This window comes from Staphylococcus parequorum (genome assembly GCF_039237145.1).
GTDB classification, from domain to species: Bacteria; Bacillota; Bacilli; order Staphylococcales; family Staphylococcaceae; genus Staphylococcus; species Staphylococcus equorum_A.
The window spans coordinates 257,202-273,188 of sequence record NZ_CP150682.1 but is presented as its reverse complement, the minus strand read 5'-3'; the positions used below and the strand labels follow the sequence as shown (position 1 = coordinate 273,188).

The window sequence follows — 15,987 nt, the reverse complement described above, 5'->3', positions numbered from 1 at the left end:
CACCTCAAATCATTTTTTAATGATACGTTTTAAGTTAATACATAAATCTATAACACCCAGGAGGCTTACAATATGTGTAAGTGGCATTAGAATTGTCCCTATTGCCATTAAAATCACAGTAAGTGTGAGCGGCATTGATTTTGCCTTTCCGAAAAAGTGAATCACACTTAACCCCTGAATATACATACATAATGATAACACAATTTCGAAGTTTAATACGATACTTTGGAACGCACTCGGTTCGGCAGTAAACATAACACAAAGTAGGACAATCATATACATCCATAGCAATGAACGCTTCATTTGCCACGCATATAATGGTTTGAATATTGGTGTAGCAATTTTGAATTTACGTAAAATTGGAAAAGTAACTAGTAAATTGATTAATATAAGTATAAATACTGCAATGATTACATAACTTGGTAATTGAACTGATAATTGACGGAATGTTTCTTCAAACATTTGTTTATAATCTGCACCAACACCTGCATTAGAAATATAATAATGTATTTGATCTTTCACAGGTTTCATTAATGTTGTTGATGTTGGTATTTTATCAAATGTTTGTAATGCCATAAATGCAATTAACGAGATCATACTCACGTATGTAGTTGTAATATAAAGTATACGCTCTTTAGATGTACGTTCTTTTAATAATTGGCCAACAACGAAACTCACTAAGAGTACGAGGACCATGATACTTAATACGAATATATTACCTAATAAAGTTGTTAAAACAACTGTTACGACTGCTGTTAAACCAAATGATTCTACAGACTTATGCCATAAAATAATGCCTGGAATTGTCGCAAACAAACTCAATACAAGCCCAAGCGGTGGTAATATATGTAAAGCTAAAGCTACTACGACTAGCGTGATTATACTAAGTATAGTTGCCTTAGGATATATTTTTGAAAACAAATTCGCCACTCCCATACTATTTTTGACTATAACTTTTATTTTAACCTCTTTAAAACTTTTATACAATTATTGCCAACTCATTTCTATAGAAGTTAAACATACGCTACACATTCAACTATTCGAAGATAAACTAATATTCATCCTTTCAGTTGATATTGAGACAGCTAAATCCCCTATTACTTCACAAGATCACAGCTATTTCCATGTGTTTTCCCAGAAAAAATAGGACCTACAAAGCAGTCAGTCTACTTTGTAGGTCCTATTGGTTATTCTGATTCTGCTGTGTCGTCCTAAATTTAACATTCTATAGTACAGTCACGCTCATTTACGCTTGATTTTATAAACCTTTAAGAAATGGTATAAATTAGGTGCCCAATCATTAAAATTAACTAAAAACCCATCATGCCCTACATTGTCAGGTACAAAGAAATGTTTATGGTATTTGAATCGTTGGCCAACTGCATAAACAAGATCATCAGGATAAAGTAAGTCATCCGCAAAGCCCATTGTCATAATCTTAGTATCCAGTCTGCTGAACACTTCGTCCACGTCATCACGCCCTCTATCCACATCGTGGCTGTCTAAGACGTCAAGCAGTGTTAAATAACATGCATAACTAAAGTGTTTCATAAACTTATCGCCTTGGTGCCTTTGATATGCAACCACTTGATCTGGCGAGAAGCGTTGTTCATAACTTTTAGACGAACGGTATGTTAAGAAGCCGAGTTGTCTTGCGATACTCATACCTTGTTCATGGTCTAAATGAATCGCTTGTCTCGCAATTTCATTAAATGCACGACTATATGAAGATGTTCTCTGTGTAGCAGCAAGTATAACTGCTTTATCAACCTCAAATTTACGGTTATATAATAACTCTACTGCTTGCATGCCACCTAAAGAGCCACCTATAAGTATATTAATACGTTCAAAGCCTAAATGCTCAATACCTAATTCAATTGCACGCACAATATCACGCAAAGTCAGTTGTTCTGGGAAGTCTTCATCCGTAAGCGCAGAACTAGAGCCAAATGGACTACCAATTACATTGAAAGTTAAAAACTGATAATCATTAATCGGCATATAACCACCATCAATAATACCTCTCCACCATCCAGGTTGTTCATTTGTGCCATATGTTAAGTGATTTCCTGTCAAAGCATGACACACGACCACAAGAGGTTGACCTTTCAATCCAACATGTTCGTAACGTAATTTTAAGTTTGAGATCGTTTCTCCTGACTCTGTTGTAAATGGTCCTAATTCTAATGTATCAACCGTATAATTCGTCATGACTTACCTCCTACTTAGTAAAAAAACTCCTCACTATTCAATAAGTAAGAAGTTGAAAATTACTTATCATTCGACTATATCGTTGGTTTTAGCACCGTACTTTATTTAGCCGGTTGCTGAAGCATCATTGGGCCAAATCCCTTAGCTTCTCGAAATAAGATTTATTTTAATTGTATTGCACTACATTACTACTATTGATGTTCCAACAATCCATTCATTTTTAAAAAATGTCGGAATTTTCTAATTATTGTCATTCTAACGGATAAAATGATTTACATCAATGAAATAATTAAAATACCCATCTTAATGCAGCCATAATAATAATGCCACCTATGATTGTAATTGTTAAACTACGTGTGATAACTGCAATCACTATTGTCGGGACCATCGTAATTAGAAACGGCACATTAATGCTATAACCCATCATGCCATCTTGTTGTTCAATCAAACCATCAATAACTAAAGCAGTAAATAACGTGATTGGTATAAACGACAACCATTTTACAACTCTTTCAGATAGTTTAATTTTAGATATAAGTAAAAACGGTATAATCCGTGTAAACCATGTCACAATACCACAAAGCAAAATAATAATAAGCATATGCGTCGTTGTTGTCATCGTTCCATCACCACCCCGAGTCCAGCTGCTACCGTAGAAGCAAGAATAATTGCCACGTAAGACGGCATAAAGAGACTTAGAAGAAGCATCATCACAATTACAGTAATGATCAATACAAAATACGTCTTGATGCGAGAGCGTTGAACTGATTCAAACTGTGACACAGCTAAAAAGATAAACATCGCAGCAATAGCGAAATCTAAACCTAACGTCTCTGGGTTGTTTATGTATTTTCCAAATATAGCACCAATAACACATGCAAATGTCCAAAACAAATAAGCTGTGATATTTAAACCATATAACCAACGATCGTTAATTTTTTCTCCTTTAAGATGTGGCGTAATTGCTACACCAAACGTTTCATCTGTAATAAGCGTTGAAAGTCCTATTCGATTTAATAAGCCGTATGATTGGTAACTCGGTGCAAGCGTCATACTTAGTAGAAACATTCTGGAATTTACGATAAATGCTGTTAACACAATCGCAGAAATCGGTGTACCTGCGATGACTAATGCACAAATGATGAATTGTGCAGCACCAGCATATACAAGTAAGCAGAGTAAGATAATTTCAAGCAAACTAAATCCTGAGGCTACAGCAACAATTCCAAAAGACAGCCCTACCCCAGCGTATCCTAATAATGTAGGAACACATTCTTTCACACCTTGCTTAAAAGTTACATGCGCTTCCATTACCTCACTCCTTTCATTTTTAATTTTAAAAAACAATAGCTTAAGTTTAATATAAATTAGGCGTTATATTCAATCACTTTAGCATTCCGTTTGTGTGACGGAAGACAACCCTCTGTTTTAAAAATCTTATTTATCAACGTTTTAAACTTTTCTGAATCTTATGAAATATTTTAGACTTACCTGTTATTTTTCACATGAAAAACCATTGATGTTACTTACATAATTTTATAAATCCACTTAATTTTACCCCTCCCCTACCCCACCTCGATATAAATAAAGAGCGCAACAAAGGTCTTTGCTACGCTCTTTTAGCCATACTTATTTAATTTTATTTTACAGGACGGATCTCTGTTTTACCGCCCATAAATGGAACTAAAGCATCAGGTATTGTAATAGAACCATCTGCGTTTTGATAGTTTTCAACGATTGCTGCAAATGTACGTCCCACTGCTAACCCACTACCATTTAGTGTATGCACTAATTCTGGTTTAGCATTTTTATCACGTTTGAAACGGATATTCGCACGACGCGCTTGGAAGTCAGTTATATTTGAACATGAACTAATTTCCTTATAATCATTATAGCTTGGTAACCAAACTTCTAAGTCATATGTTTTACTAGCTCCAAATCCAATGTCACCTGTACACAGATTCACACGACGATAAGGTAGCACAAGTTCTTCTAAAATCGCTTCTGCATGATTTGTCATTTCTTCAAGCGCATCCCAAGAATCTTCTGGTTTTTCAAAACGAACCATTTCAACTTTATCGAATTGATGTAATCGAATCAGACCTCTTGTATCACGTCCGGCTGAACCCGCTTCACTACGATAACATGCTGATTGTGCTGTGAATTTAGCTGGTAAGACATCAGGACCTATAATTTCATTACGGTAATAATTCGTTAACGGTACTTCAGCTGTTGGAATTGTGTACAGCCCTTCTTTTTCAATTTTGAATAAATCTTCTTCAAATTTAGGTAATTGACCTGTTCCATACATTGAATCAGCGTTTACTAATTGTGGTACCATCATTTCTGTATAACCATGCTGTGTTGTATGTTTCGTTACCATATAGTTCATTAACGCTCTTTCTAATTGTGCACCTTCACCAGTTAAGAAGACAAATCTAGCACCTGATACTTTAGCACCACGTTCAAAGTTAGCCATTTTTAAATCTTCTACAAGATCCCAATGTGCTTTTTCTTCAAAATCAAAGTTTCTTGGTGTGCCCCAACGTTTAAGTTCTACGTTTTCTTCATCTGACGCGCCTACAGGAACATCATCTTGAATTATATTCGGAATACGAGATAATTTATCATTAAGATCTCTGTCTGTTTGGTTTAAATCGTCATCTAAGACTTTAATTTCATCTCCAAGTTTACGCATCTCTGCAATAACGTCATCTGCATTTTCTTTATTACGTTTTTTCTGAGCAATCTCTCCACTTACTTTGTTACGTTGCGCTTTCATTTCTTCAGCTTGGCTAATTAATTGGCGACGTTTTTCATCTAATGCTAAAATATCGTCAACTACTTGGACATCCATACCACGCTTTGTTACTTTTTCTCTAACTAAATCAGGTTCGTTACGGAATAATTTAATGTCTAACATATCGCATTCATCCTTTCAATTTTTAAAAATGTTTGGATAATAACACAAAAAAGACCACATCCCCTCTACAAGGGACGTGGTCTACGTGTTGCCACCCTATTTAACAGCCTAATGAGGCTGCACTCTCCATAAATAACGGCCAAAGCCGATTGTTCTTCTAATAGTAGGTAGATTCACACTAACGTTGATTACTTGTTCACACCAACCACAAGTTCTCTGAAACCAAACAATTAATACTACTTAGCCTACGAACAATAACTTATTAACTTGTTTTAAATATAGCAAATAACCTTATATTTTTCAAGAGTGACAGTGCTGACGTCTATTATATCTCATTCATATACGCAGTATCGTGTAAATATTGCGATACCGCTGCGATATCTTTATGAAATTGTCTATCTTCTGTGATTGAAGGTATGATTTGGCGTAACGTTTGATATTTTTCATACGTTTTTGGTGATAGCTTATCAATATCTTTATATTCTACAGCTTGTAATGCAATAATCGTCTCTATCGCTAAGACACGTCGTGCATTCTCAACCATCATATAACCGTGACGAGAAGCGATCGTTCCCATAGATACATGATCTTCTTGATTCGCTGACGACGGTATAGAATCGACACTGGCTGGATGTGCAAGTGTTTTATTTTCTGAAACTAAACTTGCTGCCGCATATTGCATAATCATTGCACCACTTTGTAAACCTGGTTGTGGACTTAAAAATGCAGGTAAGCCATTATTCAATTGTGGATTCACAAGTCTTTCTAGTCGACGTTCTGAAACATTAGCCAGTTCGCTGACTCCTAATTTTAAGAAATCTAAGGCAAAAGCAATCGGTTGTCCGTGGAAATTACCACCTGATATCACTAGTGTTTCATCATCTTCATCAAATATAAGTGGATTATCATTTGCAGCATTCATTTCAAATTCTAGTTTTTCTTTAACATAATTGAACACTTGGAAACTTGCCCCATGAATTTGTGGGATACAGCGTAAAGTATAAGCATCTTGCACGCGTACTTCACCTTGTGTCGTTGTTAACTCAGAACCTTCTAACCAATCTAGCATACGCGCAGCTACATCAATTTGTTCTTGGAAGTTACGTGCTTTATGTACCTTTTCATTGTAAGCATCTGTAATACCATTGAGTGCTTGATGTGTAAGTGAAGCAATCCATTCTGCTTGATAGCCTAGACTCTCTGCTTCTATATAGTTAATTACACCCTGGGCAGTCATCGCCTGTGTACCGTTAATTAGTGCTAGCCCTTCTTTTGCTTGTAATTCTAGTGGTTTACGTTTCAAGTTATTTAAGACATACCGACTGTCTACCTCTTCACCTTGGTAAAACACGTTACCTTCTCCAATCAAGGCCAATGCTAAGTGAGATAATGGTGCTAAATCTCCAGAAGCACCAAGTGAGCCTTGTTGAGGAACTACTGGCACAATTCTATTATTAATGAAGTATACGAGCTGTTCTACTAAATCTACTGTAGTACCAGAATGTCCTTTAAGTAGGGTATTTAATCTTAATACCATCATCACTAATGACACTTCCTCTGAAAATGGGTCCCCCATACCACACGCATGAGAACGGATAAGATTCACTTGTAATTGATTATATTCCCCTTCATCAATACGCACATCACTGAACAAACCAAAACCTGTTGTAATACCATAGACTGTCTCTTTATTCGCTATAATATTCTCTACTGTTTGACGGCTCTGCTTTACACGTTCAAAAGCTTCTTCAGTCACTTCCACCGTATCTTTCTCGTATAAAAATTTCTTGATATCTTCAATTGTAAGCATTTCTCCATTTAATTGTAATGTCATTTCTCCATCTCCCTACTTATGAATTTAATTCGATTAATTCGAGTATACGCTTACATTTTCAGCAGAACAATAGCTTTTGACACATCCGTAACATGGTATCAAATCACTGTTTTAATAGGGTAAAGGAGCATTAATCTTCATTTTAGAAAAGTTAATAATTTCTTAACAGGTTTACCTATTGACTTAAATGCAATGCGGGTTTATTATTTTCTATTGTATTAAAAAACAGTTTAAAAATTTCGAAAATAAAAACACTTCAATAGATAGCAATATTTTGCACACATAATTGAAGATTTTAAAGTAGATTTATAATTACTTTGGTAATTTTAAACTCTGACTTTTACGCATATTATTCAAAAATCAATAGCGTTAAATTATCATGAATTTTAAAAGGAGGTTTCAATATGGAAACTTTATCATCGGTAAGCATTCCTAAACGTGAAGATGATACACATAAAGGTGATTATGGCAGAATCCTTTTAATTGGAGGTAATGCTAACTTAGGTGGCGCGATTATGCTTGCAGCGCGTGCATGTGTTTATAGTGGCAGTGGACTAATAACAGTAGCTACACATCCAACGAACCATGCTGCACTATATTCTCGTTGTCCTGAAGCAATGGTTATTGATATTAATGATACAAAAATGTTAACAAAAATGATTGAAAACACAGATTGTATCTTAATCGGTCCTGGCTTAGGTTGTGATTTCAAAGGTAATAACGCAATTACATTCTTACTACAAAATATCCAACCGCATCAAACGCTAATCGTAGATGGAGATGCTATAACGATTTTCAGTAAATTGAAACCTGAAATACCTGCTTGTCATGTCATTTTCACACCACATCAAAAAGAATGGGAACGTTTAAGTGGTATTCCTATTGAGGAACAAACATATGAACGCAATCGTGAAGCGGTAGATCGTATCGGAGCAACTATTGTCCTGAAAATGCATGGTACGGAGATTTATTTCAAAGATAAAGATTATAAATTACCAATCGGTACGCCTGCTATGGCGACTGGAGGCATGGGTGACACCCTAGCTGGAATGATTACGAGTTTCGTCGGGCAATTTGATGACACTCAGGAAGCTGTCACAAGTGCAACATACGCACATAGCTTCATTGGTGAACAGTTAGCAGAGAAAATGTATGTCGTTCCACCATCAAGACTTATAAGCGAGATTCCACATGCAATGAAATCATTAGAAAGTTAACTTATAACGAAAAAAGACCTACCTTAGTGAGGTAGGTCTTTTTATATGTGTATTTATCTTTAATCAAAGATTATTCTTCTTCGTTGTCGTCGCTATCTGCATTATCGATATCTTCGTTAACACGATCCATAAAGTCTTCTCTTACTTCTTTACGGCCATCTTCTTCAGAGTTGTCATCTTCAACTTCTGTATGGATACCATTACCTGGTGTGTTATCTTCTACAACCGCTTCATCACTTGATGACGCATCTTGTGATTCAGAATCCGTTGTTTGGGCATTTGTTAAACCTGATTCAGTTGTTCCAGATTCTTCAGTTGCTTCAACTTCTTCTTCATCTTCTTCGTTTACTATAGCTACAGTAGATACAAATTGATTATCATCTAATTTGATTAATCTCACACCTTGGGCTGCACGACCATTTTGTGAAATGTCATTTACATCAATACGAATAATAACACCAGAGTTTGTGACAACCATCAAGTCTTCTTCTCCTGTGACTGATGTTATACAAACAATATTACCATTACGCTCAGTAATCGTAGCAGTCTTAATACCTTTACCACCACGGTTTGATAATCTGTAATCTCCTACAGGTGTACGTTTACCGTAACCATTTTCAGTAACGACTAGGATTTCATCATCTTGTTCCGCTTTAGTAACATCTAAGCCGACAACTTTATCGCCTTCTCTAAGCGTAATACCTTTCACACCTGCTGCTGTACGACCAAGTGGACGTAATGCAGTTTCGTGGAAGCGAATTAATGACGCATGCGCAGTACCGATAAGAATATCAGTTTCACCGTCTGTAAGACGTACTGCAATCAATTCATCATCATCTTTAAAGTTGATAGCAATCTTACCGTTTCTGTTTATGCGTGAGAAGTTGCTTAACGCAGAACGTTTAACTCTACCTTTCAGTGTTGCAAATACAAGGTAATCTTCTTCACTTTCTAAATCTTTAACGGCAATCATTGTACTGATAGATTCATCACTATCTAACTCTATGGCATTGACTACTGGAATACCTTTAGACTGACGTGAGAGTTCTGGTACTTCATAACCTTTAAGTTTATAAACACGACCTTTATTCGTAAAGAATAAAACGTGATCATGCGTGCTTAACGTTACAAGTTGGCTAACGAAGTCTTCTTCGAGCGTATTCATACCTTGTACACCACGACCACCACGGTGTTGTGATCTATATGTTGAAACAGGTAGACGTTTAATATAGTTATTATGACTTAATGTAATAACAATTTGTTCTTCAGGGATTAAGTCTTCATCCTCAATATTATCAAGGCCACCAAGTTGAATTTCAGTTTTACGTTCGTCACCAAAACGATCACGAACATCAATGAGTTCATCACGCACGATTTGTAAAAGCTTTTCTTCATCTGCAAGAATTGCTTTTAACTCTTCAATATAAGCAATTAAATCATTGTATTCTGATTCAATCTTATCGCGTTCTAAACCAGTTAAACGTCTTAAACGCATATCTAATATTGCTTGCGCTTGGCGTTCAGTTAACTTAAATTGCTCTTGCAAGCTTGCCATCGCAATTTTGTCGTTATCTGATTCACGTATTACTCTAATGATTTCATCAATATGATCCAGTGCAATTCTTAAACCTTCTAAAATATGTGCACGGTCTAATGCTTTTTTCAAGTTGTATTCAGTACGTCTTCTTACAACTATTTTTTGATGATCTAAGTATTCAACCAATGCTTCTTTAAGCGTGATAAGTCTCGGTCTACCATTTACCAATGCAATCATGTTTACACCAAATGATGTTTGTAATGGCGTTTGTTTATACAAGTTATTTAGAACAACACTTGCGTTTGCGTCTTTACGAACATCAATTACGACACGTACACCTGTACGTAAACTTGTTTCATCACGTAAATCTGTAATACCTTCTATCTTTTTATCTCGAGCTAATTCAGCGATTTTTTCTATCATACGCGCTTTATTGACTTGATAAGGTACTTCAGTCACTACGATACGTTGACGTCCGCCACCGCGCTCTTCTATTTCAGCACGAGAACGCATTATAACTGAACCACGTCCAGTTTCAAATGCACGACGGATGCCACTTTTACCAAGAATTAAAGCGCCTGTAGGGAAATCAGGACCTTGGACATCTTCCATTAATTCAGAAATAGTGATGTCAGGGTTATAACTTAAACTTAATACGCCGTTAATAACTTCTGTTAAGTTATGCGGTGGAATATTAGTAGCCATACCAACAGCAATACCCGAAGCACCGTTAACTAATAAGTTCGGGAACCTTGATGGTAAGACTGACGGCTCTCTTTCATTACCATCATAGTTATCTATGAAATCAATTGTATTTTTGTTAAGGTCTCTCAACATTTCAAGCGTGATTTTAGACATACGTGCTTCTGTATAACGCATCGCAGCAGCACCATCACCATCCATTGAACCAAAGTTACCTTGACCATCAATTAAAGGATATCGATAGCTGAAGTCCTGCGCCATTCTTACCATTGCTTCATAAATCGATGAGTCACCGTGTGGGTGATATTTACCCATTACGTCCCCAACGATACGTGCAGATTTTTTATATGATTTGTCAGGTGTCATACCTTGTTCATGTAATCCGTATAATATACGTCGATGTACTGGTTTTAATCCATCTCTAACGTCTGGCAAAGCACGTGAGACAATAACGCTCATCGCATAATCTAAGAACGATTCGCGCATTTCATTGGTTATATTTCGTTCATTAATTCTTGATTCAGGTAGTTCAGCCATCAAGATATCCTCCTTCAAAAATTCAGTTCATTGTATTAGAAATCTAAGTTCGCATAGACTGCGTTATCTTCAATAAACTGTCTACGATTCTCAACAACATCGCCCATCAACATTTCAAATACTTGGTCTGCTTCTATCGCATCATCTAGTGATACTTGTAGTAACGCTCTGTGTTCAGGATTCATTGTAGTTTCCCACAATTGATCCGCATTCATTTCACCGAGACCTTTGTAACGTGAAATCGACCATTTTGGACTTGGGTCTAGTTCTTCTTTAAGCTTATCTAATTCACGTTCGTTAAACACGTAATATTTTTGTTTACCTTGCGTCAATTTGAAAAGTGGTGGTTGCGCAATATACACGTATCCCGCTTCTAATAACGGTCTCATAAAGCGATAGAAGAATGTTAAAAGCAATGTTCTAATGTGCGCGCCATCGACATCGGCATCTGTCATAAGGACAATCTTGTGATAACGTGCTTTACTTAAATCAAATTCTCCGCCAATTCCTGTACCAAAAGCAGTAATCATTGAACGAATTTCATTGTTATTTAGTATTCTATCTAATCGTGCTTTCTCAACGTTTAAAATCTTACCACGTAACGGTAAAATCGCTTGTGTTTCTGAATCACGGCCTGATTTTGTAGACCCTCCGGCAGAGTCACCCTCGACGATAAAAATTTCACTTCGAGACGGATCTTTACTAGAACAGTCTGCAAGTTTACCAGGTAGACTTGAGATTTCCAAAGCAGATTTACGACGTGTCACTTCACGTGCTTTTTTAGCTGCAAGACGTGCATGTGATGCCATAATACTTTTCTCAACGACAATACGTCCGACTTGTGGATTTTCGTATAAGAATCTTTCAAATAGTTCAGAGAATAATTTATCAACGACTTGACGCACTTCTGAGTTACCAAGTTTCGTCTTAGTTTGTCCCTCAAATTGTGGATCACTATGTTTGATAGACACGACCGCTGTTAAACCTTCACGTGTATCCTCACCTGAAAGTCGCTCTTTATCTTCTTTGATTATTTTACTGTTTATACCATAGCTGTTTAGCACACGAGAAAGGGCACGTTTGAATCCTTCTTCATGTGTACCACCTTCGTATGTGTGGATGTTATTCGCATATGTTAATAAGTTAGTTGCATAACCTTTGTTATACTGTAATGCGATTTCAACCTCAATATCATCTTTTGATTCATGTACATAAATCGGTTCATCATGAAGTGGTTCTTTCGTTTCATTCAACATTTCTACGTAAGATTTAATACCACCTTCATAGCGATAAGAGTCTTCTCTAACTTCCTCTTCACGTTCATCTCTTAACGTAATTGAAATACCTTTATTCAAGAAAGCAAGCTCTCTTGTACGTTGTTGTAACGTTTCATAGTGATATTCTGTAGTTTCAGTGAATATTTCAGAATCCGCTTTAAAACGAATTACCGTACCAGAAGCCTCATCAGTTTCTCCGATAACTTTCAAATCGAATTGCGGTATCCCTTTTTTATAGGCCTGATGATAAATTTGGTTATCTTTGTAAACGTACACTTCAAGATCTTCAGACAACGCGTTAACTACTGATGAACCTACACCATGTAAGCCACCAGATACTTTGTATCCGCCGCCGCCAAATTTACCGCCGGCATGAAGCACTGTCAAAATAACTTCTACAGCAGGACGTCCCATTTTTTCTTGAATACCTACTGGAATGCCTCGTCCGTTATCAGTAACTTTTATCCAATTATCTTTTTCTATAACAATTTCAACTTCGTCGGCATATCCAGCAAGTGCCTCATCGATACTATTATCGACGATTTCCCATACAAGATGATGCAAACCTCTTGCTGAAGTTGAACCTATATACATACCTGGTCGTTTACGAACCGCTTCTAGACCTTCTAATACTTGAATCTGACCAGCACCATAATCTTCCGTGTTGTTCACATCTGACAATGCTTCCACCTTCACTTTCTATTACTTTATAATTTCGCCTTGGTTAATGCGATAAAGTTTAGCGTTCTTCATAATTTCATGCTCTATACCGTCGACTGATGTTGTAGTTACAAAAGTCTGCACTTTATGTTGAATTGTGCTTAATAAATGCGATTGACGTGAATCATCTAATTCACTTAATACATCATCTAGCAATAAGATAGGGTACTCTCCTACTTCGATATTCATTAACTCGATTTCTGCGAGTTTTATCGATAAAGCAGTAGTCCGTTGTTGGCCTTGAGAGCCATACGTCTGAGCATCCATATCATTTACATTGAAACCTAAATCATCTCTGTGAGGGCCGTATAAACAAACGCCTCTATCTTTCTCACGTTCCATATTGTCATTGAGTAAAGTTAAGACTTCTTCTAAGCGTTCCGTCTCACTTTTCTCTTCATTGTCGAGTTTTATACTAGGCAAATATTTTAATGACAACGTCTCACGCTCGTCCGTTATTCCAGAATGGATAGGCTTAGCTAGTGATTCAAGTTCTTTAATAAAATGTTCACGTCTGAGCGTAATTTTGAGTGCATACGCTGCAAATTGTTGATTTAAGACATCTAGCATTGTGCTGTCTGTCTTTTGACCATATTGCAGTTGCTTCAAATAATTATTTTTTTGTTTTAAAATTCGCTGGTACTGGGACAAATCATTTAAGTATACTGCAGAAATTTGTCCAAGCTCCATATCTATAAATCTGCGTCTAATTTGTGGTGATCCTTTGACAATATTTAAATCTTCAGGCGCAAACAATACGACGTTCAAGTGACCAATATATTGAGTCAGTCTACTTTGTTCCAAGTGATTAATTTTAACTTGCTTACCTTTTTTGGTTATAAACATCGTTAAAGGCATTTCACCGTATCTATAACTAAGTTCACCTTCTATTTTAGCATAGTCCATACCGAAACGTATAAGTTCCTTGTCATTGGACGTTCTATGACTTTTAGCCAATGCTAATGTATAAATAGATTCAAGGAGGTTTGTCTTCCCTTGTGCATTCTCGCCAATCAATATATTGACCTCTGGATGACAATCAAGGGTAACTGAATCATAGTTACGATAATTTTCTATCTGGAGTGTCTTTAATCTCATTCTTCACCTTGATGTAAAATAACAAATGAACCGACTTCTGGTATGACAATGCTATCTTGATGGTTTAACTTTTTACCGCGACGTGTTTCACGTTCGTCATTTATCAAGACATCAAAATCTTGTAAGAACCATTTTGCTTGTCCGCCAGATTCGATAATACCTTCTGTCTTTAGAAATTGCCCTAAAGTAATGTCTCCATCAACGATTACCTCTTCAACCAAATCAATCACTCCGTTTCTTTTAAGCTCACTAATATATTATACCTTTTTTCACGAAAAATTTCATGTAAAATACAGCATGTAAGCGTATTCTTATAACTAATTTTCACTTCTTTTTAATAATTATGTACAAAGCCCGTTATAGCGGTTGTTTTACATGTAATATTATATCAAATTTCGAGTGATTTTATTCTGTTTTTTTGATTCTCTATCAATAAGTTCCAAATTTAATATGAAATTAGAGCAGCATTTTTAATATGTGCGATTTAAAATGACATTTAAAGCGTGTTTTAGACGCGTTATAAAATTTTATTGAAATACCCTAACAATTAACAATAAATGCTTATATTTAATCGCTCAGTGCCTTTAAAAATGAAATATACCTCTTAAAATACTTCTGAAATTTATTTTTTTCGTAAAAAGTGTCCCCTGCTTTATTTATATACACGTATATAGACAAGCGATTACTTTTGAATTTAAAAATTAAAAGAAAAAACCCCAGACAAAATAAATTGTCTAGGGATAAGTTATTAAGTTCTAATATGTTCTGATTGGCAGAATTAATTGTGTTACTGAATCATCGTCTTTGGGTTTTAAAATAAATGGTTTCATTGTGCCAAAGAATTCTATTTCGACTTCGTCATTATCGATTGCTTTTAATGCATCCATCATATATTTCGAGTTGAATGAAATCTTCAAGTTACCACCATCAACGTTACTTGCTTTAACGTCTTCATTTACGGTACCAATTTCAGGAGATGTTGAAGATAATTCTACTAATTCATTACCAGTACTTAATTTAATAACGTTATTGCCGCCTTCACGTGCTAATAATGATGCACGATCGATTGCATGATAGAATTCACCGTTATTAATGCCTAATTTAATTTCGTAATTCTCTGGGAATAAACGAGATGTATCAGGATAATGACCTTCTAATAAACGTGAAATAAAGTTCACATTGCCAACTTTGAATAGTACTTGGTTTGATGCAAAGAAGATATCAATCTCTTCTTCACTATCTGTCATTATTTTATTTAACTCTGATAATGCCTTGCCTGGAATGATGACATTTTTATTTTCAGACTCGTCTTCTAATGCCACTTTTCTTACAGCCAAGCGGTGTGAATCAGTAGCCGTGCATATTAATTCACTATCTTGTATAAGCCAGTTAACACCAGTGAGTACTGGGCGTGTTTCTGAGGTGGACACTGCGAAATTCGTCTGTGCTATCACGTTTTTAAGTACTTTTACAGATAATTGAATTGCATCATCGCGAGAAACTTGTGGTAACAATGGGTATTGATCTGGATCTAAACCACTTAAGTTAAATTCAGAATGACCTGAAGTAATTAATGTTTGAAATTGTTCATTTGTAGAAAGTTTTACTTCTTTACCAGGTAACTTTTTAATGATGTCTACGAAGAAACGACCAGGGAGTACGACTGATCCAGTTTCTGCAACTTCTATAATGTCTTCACCATCAACTTGTTTAGGTATAGTGATTTCGATAGATATTTCTGAGTCAGAACCAGTAAGTATCACTTCGTTATTTTTAACTTCAATTTTTATACCAGTTAATATTGGTAATGTAGTTCTTGGTGAGATGGCTTTTAATGTGTCATTTAATTGAGCAATAAAATAATCTCTTCTTATTGTGAATTCCATCTAATTTTCAAACTCCTTCCAGTCGTTTATATATAAATTATATAG

At 35.8% G+C, this 15,987-nt stretch carries 12 protein-coding genes, 1 riboswitch and 1 other annotated feature; of the genes, 1 reads left to right on the top strand and 11 read right to left on the bottom strand.

Translation table 11 applies throughout. From position 1 onward, the window contains the following. Positions 1 to 9: 9 nt before the first annotated feature. From AAA453_RS01275 to hutH, 6 genes are all read right to left on the bottom strand, one after another. Positions 10 to 936 (bottom strand): DUF2232 domain-containing protein, encoded by a 927-nt coding sequence (locus AAA453_RS01275; RefSeq protein WP_277580018.1) that lies wholly within the window; start codon positions 934 to 936, stop codon positions 10 to 12. A gap of 306 nt (positions 937 to 1,242) precedes the next feature. Continuing rightward, entirely contained in the window at positions 1,243 to 2,211 is a 969-nt protein-coding gene (gene metX / locus AAA453_RS01270) for a homoserine O-acetyltransferase MetX (protein WP_427705685.1), read from the bottom strand. 60 nt (positions 2,212 to 2,271) lie between these two features. Beyond that, a riboswitch (SAM riboswitch) is annotated at positions 2,272 to 2,372 on the bottom strand. Positions 2,373 to 2,500: 128 nt separating this feature from the next. Next, positions 2,501 to 2,830, bottom strand: a complete 330-nt coding sequence (locus AAA453_RS01265) for an AzlD domain-containing protein (protein ID WP_069832335.1) — start codon at positions 2,828 to 2,830, stop codon at positions 2,501 to 2,503. Next, positions 2,827 to 3,522 (bottom strand): AzlC family ABC transporter permease, encoded by a 696-nt coding sequence (locus tag AAA453_RS01260; RefSeq protein WP_069817322.1) that lies wholly within the window; start codon positions 3,520 to 3,522, stop codon positions 2,827 to 2,829. Before AAA453_RS01260 ends, AAA453_RS01265 begins: the two co-directional genes overlap by 4 nt. 328 nt (positions 3,523 to 3,850) lie before the next feature. Next, on the bottom strand, positions 3,851 to 5,134 hold the full coding sequence (serS, locus tag AAA453_RS01255; RefSeq protein ID WP_069826406.1) for a serine--tRNA ligase: 1,284 nt from the start codon (positions 5,132 to 5,134) through the stop codon (positions 3,851 to 3,853). Positions 5,135 to 5,201: 67 nt separating this feature from the next. Further along, positions 5,202 to 5,396, bottom strand: a binding site (T-box leader). 63 nt (positions 5,397 to 5,459) lie between these two features. Then, complete coding sequence (gene hutH, locus AAA453_RS01250; protein ID WP_277579974.1) at positions 5,460 to 6,968, bottom strand: histidine ammonia-lyase; 1,509 nt, start codon at positions 6,966 to 6,968, stop codon at positions 5,460 to 5,462. Positions 6,969 to 7,372: 404 nt separating this feature from the next. Between hutH and AAA453_RS01245 the strand changes: the two genes are divergently transcribed. Further along, the gene (locus tag AAA453_RS01245; RefSeq protein WP_427705683.1) at positions 7,373 to 8,185 is read left to right on the top strand and encodes an NAD(P)H-hydrate dehydratase; all 813 of its coding nucleotides are present in this window, start codon (positions 7,373 to 7,375) and stop codon (positions 8,183 to 8,185) included. Between the two features lie 70 nt (positions 8,186 to 8,255). On the opposite strand, the gene gyrA is transcribed toward AAA453_RS01245, so the two are convergent. The 5 genes from gyrA to dnaN form a co-directional block, all read right to left on the bottom strand. After that, positions 8,256 to 10,961, bottom strand: a complete 2,706-nt coding sequence (gene gyrA, locus AAA453_RS01240) for a DNA gyrase subunit A (protein ID WP_069817332.1) — start codon at positions 10,959 to 10,961, stop codon at positions 8,256 to 8,258. Between the two features lie 35 nt (positions 10,962 to 10,996). After that, positions 10,997 to 12,928: a DNA topoisomerase (ATP-hydrolyzing) subunit B gene (gene gyrB / locus AAA453_RS01235; RefSeq protein ID WP_176721542.1), complete on the bottom strand. Its 1,932-nt coding sequence runs from the start codon at positions 12,926 to 12,928 to the stop codon at positions 10,997 to 10,999. 12 nt (positions 12,929 to 12,940) lie between these two features. Continuing rightward, positions 12,941 to 14,056 (bottom strand): DNA replication/repair protein RecF, encoded by a 1,116-nt coding sequence (gene recF / locus AAA453_RS01230; protein WP_069817336.1) that lies wholly within the window; start codon positions 14,054 to 14,056, stop codon positions 12,941 to 12,943. Beyond that, on the bottom strand, positions 14,053 to 14,286 hold the full coding sequence (yaaA, locus tag AAA453_RS01225; RefSeq protein WP_172793137.1) for a S4 domain-containing protein YaaA: 234 nt from the start codon (positions 14,284 to 14,286) through the stop codon (positions 14,053 to 14,055). Before yaaA ends, recF begins: the two co-directional genes overlap by 4 nt. Positions 14,287 to 14,811: 525 nt before the next feature. Beyond that, positions 14,812 to 15,942 carry a DNA polymerase III subunit beta gene (gene dnaN / locus AAA453_RS01220; RefSeq protein WP_002506215.1) on the bottom strand — a complete coding sequence of 377 codons (1,131 nt, stop codon included), beginning with the start codon at positions 15,940 to 15,942 and terminating at the stop codon, positions 14,812 to 14,814. Positions 15,943 to 15,987: the final 45 nt, after the last annotated feature.

Coding starts and splice junctions, on each gene's coding strand:
- AAA453_RS01260 (WP_069817322.1), bottom strand. CDS start 3,522: ATGGAAGCGCATGTAACTTTTAAGCAAGGTGTGAAAGAATGTGTTCCT.
- AAA453_RS01265 (WP_069832335.1), bottom strand. CDS start 2,830: ATGACAACAACGACGCATATGCTTATTATTATTTTGCTTTGTGGTATT.
- hutH (WP_277579974.1), bottom strand. CDS start 6,968: ATGACATTACAATTAAATGGAGAAATGCTTACAATTGAAGATATCAAG.
- AAA453_RS01245 (WP_427705683.1), top strand. CDS start 7,373: ATGGAAACTTTATCATCGGTAAGCATTCCTAAACGTGAAGATGATACA.
- AAA453_RS01275 (WP_277580018.1), bottom strand. CDS start 936: ATGGGAGTGGCGAATTTGTTTTCAAAAATATATCCTAAGGCAACTATA.
- metX (WP_427705685.1), bottom strand. CDS start 2,211: ATGACGAATTATACGGTTGATACATTAGAATTAGGACCATTTACAACA.
- recF (WP_069817336.1), bottom strand. CDS start 14,056: ATGAGATTAAAGACACTCCAGATAGAAAATTATCGTAACTATGATTCA.
- dnaN (WP_002506215.1), bottom strand. CDS start 15,942: ATGGAATTCACAATAAGAAGAGATTATTTTATTGCTCAATTAAATGAC.
- serS (WP_069826406.1), bottom strand. CDS start 5,134: ATGTTAGACATTAAATTATTCCGTAACGAACCTGATTTAGTTAGAGAA.
- gyrA (WP_069817332.1), bottom strand. CDS start 10,961: ATGGCTGAACTACCTGAATCAAGAATTAATGAACGAAATATAACCAAT.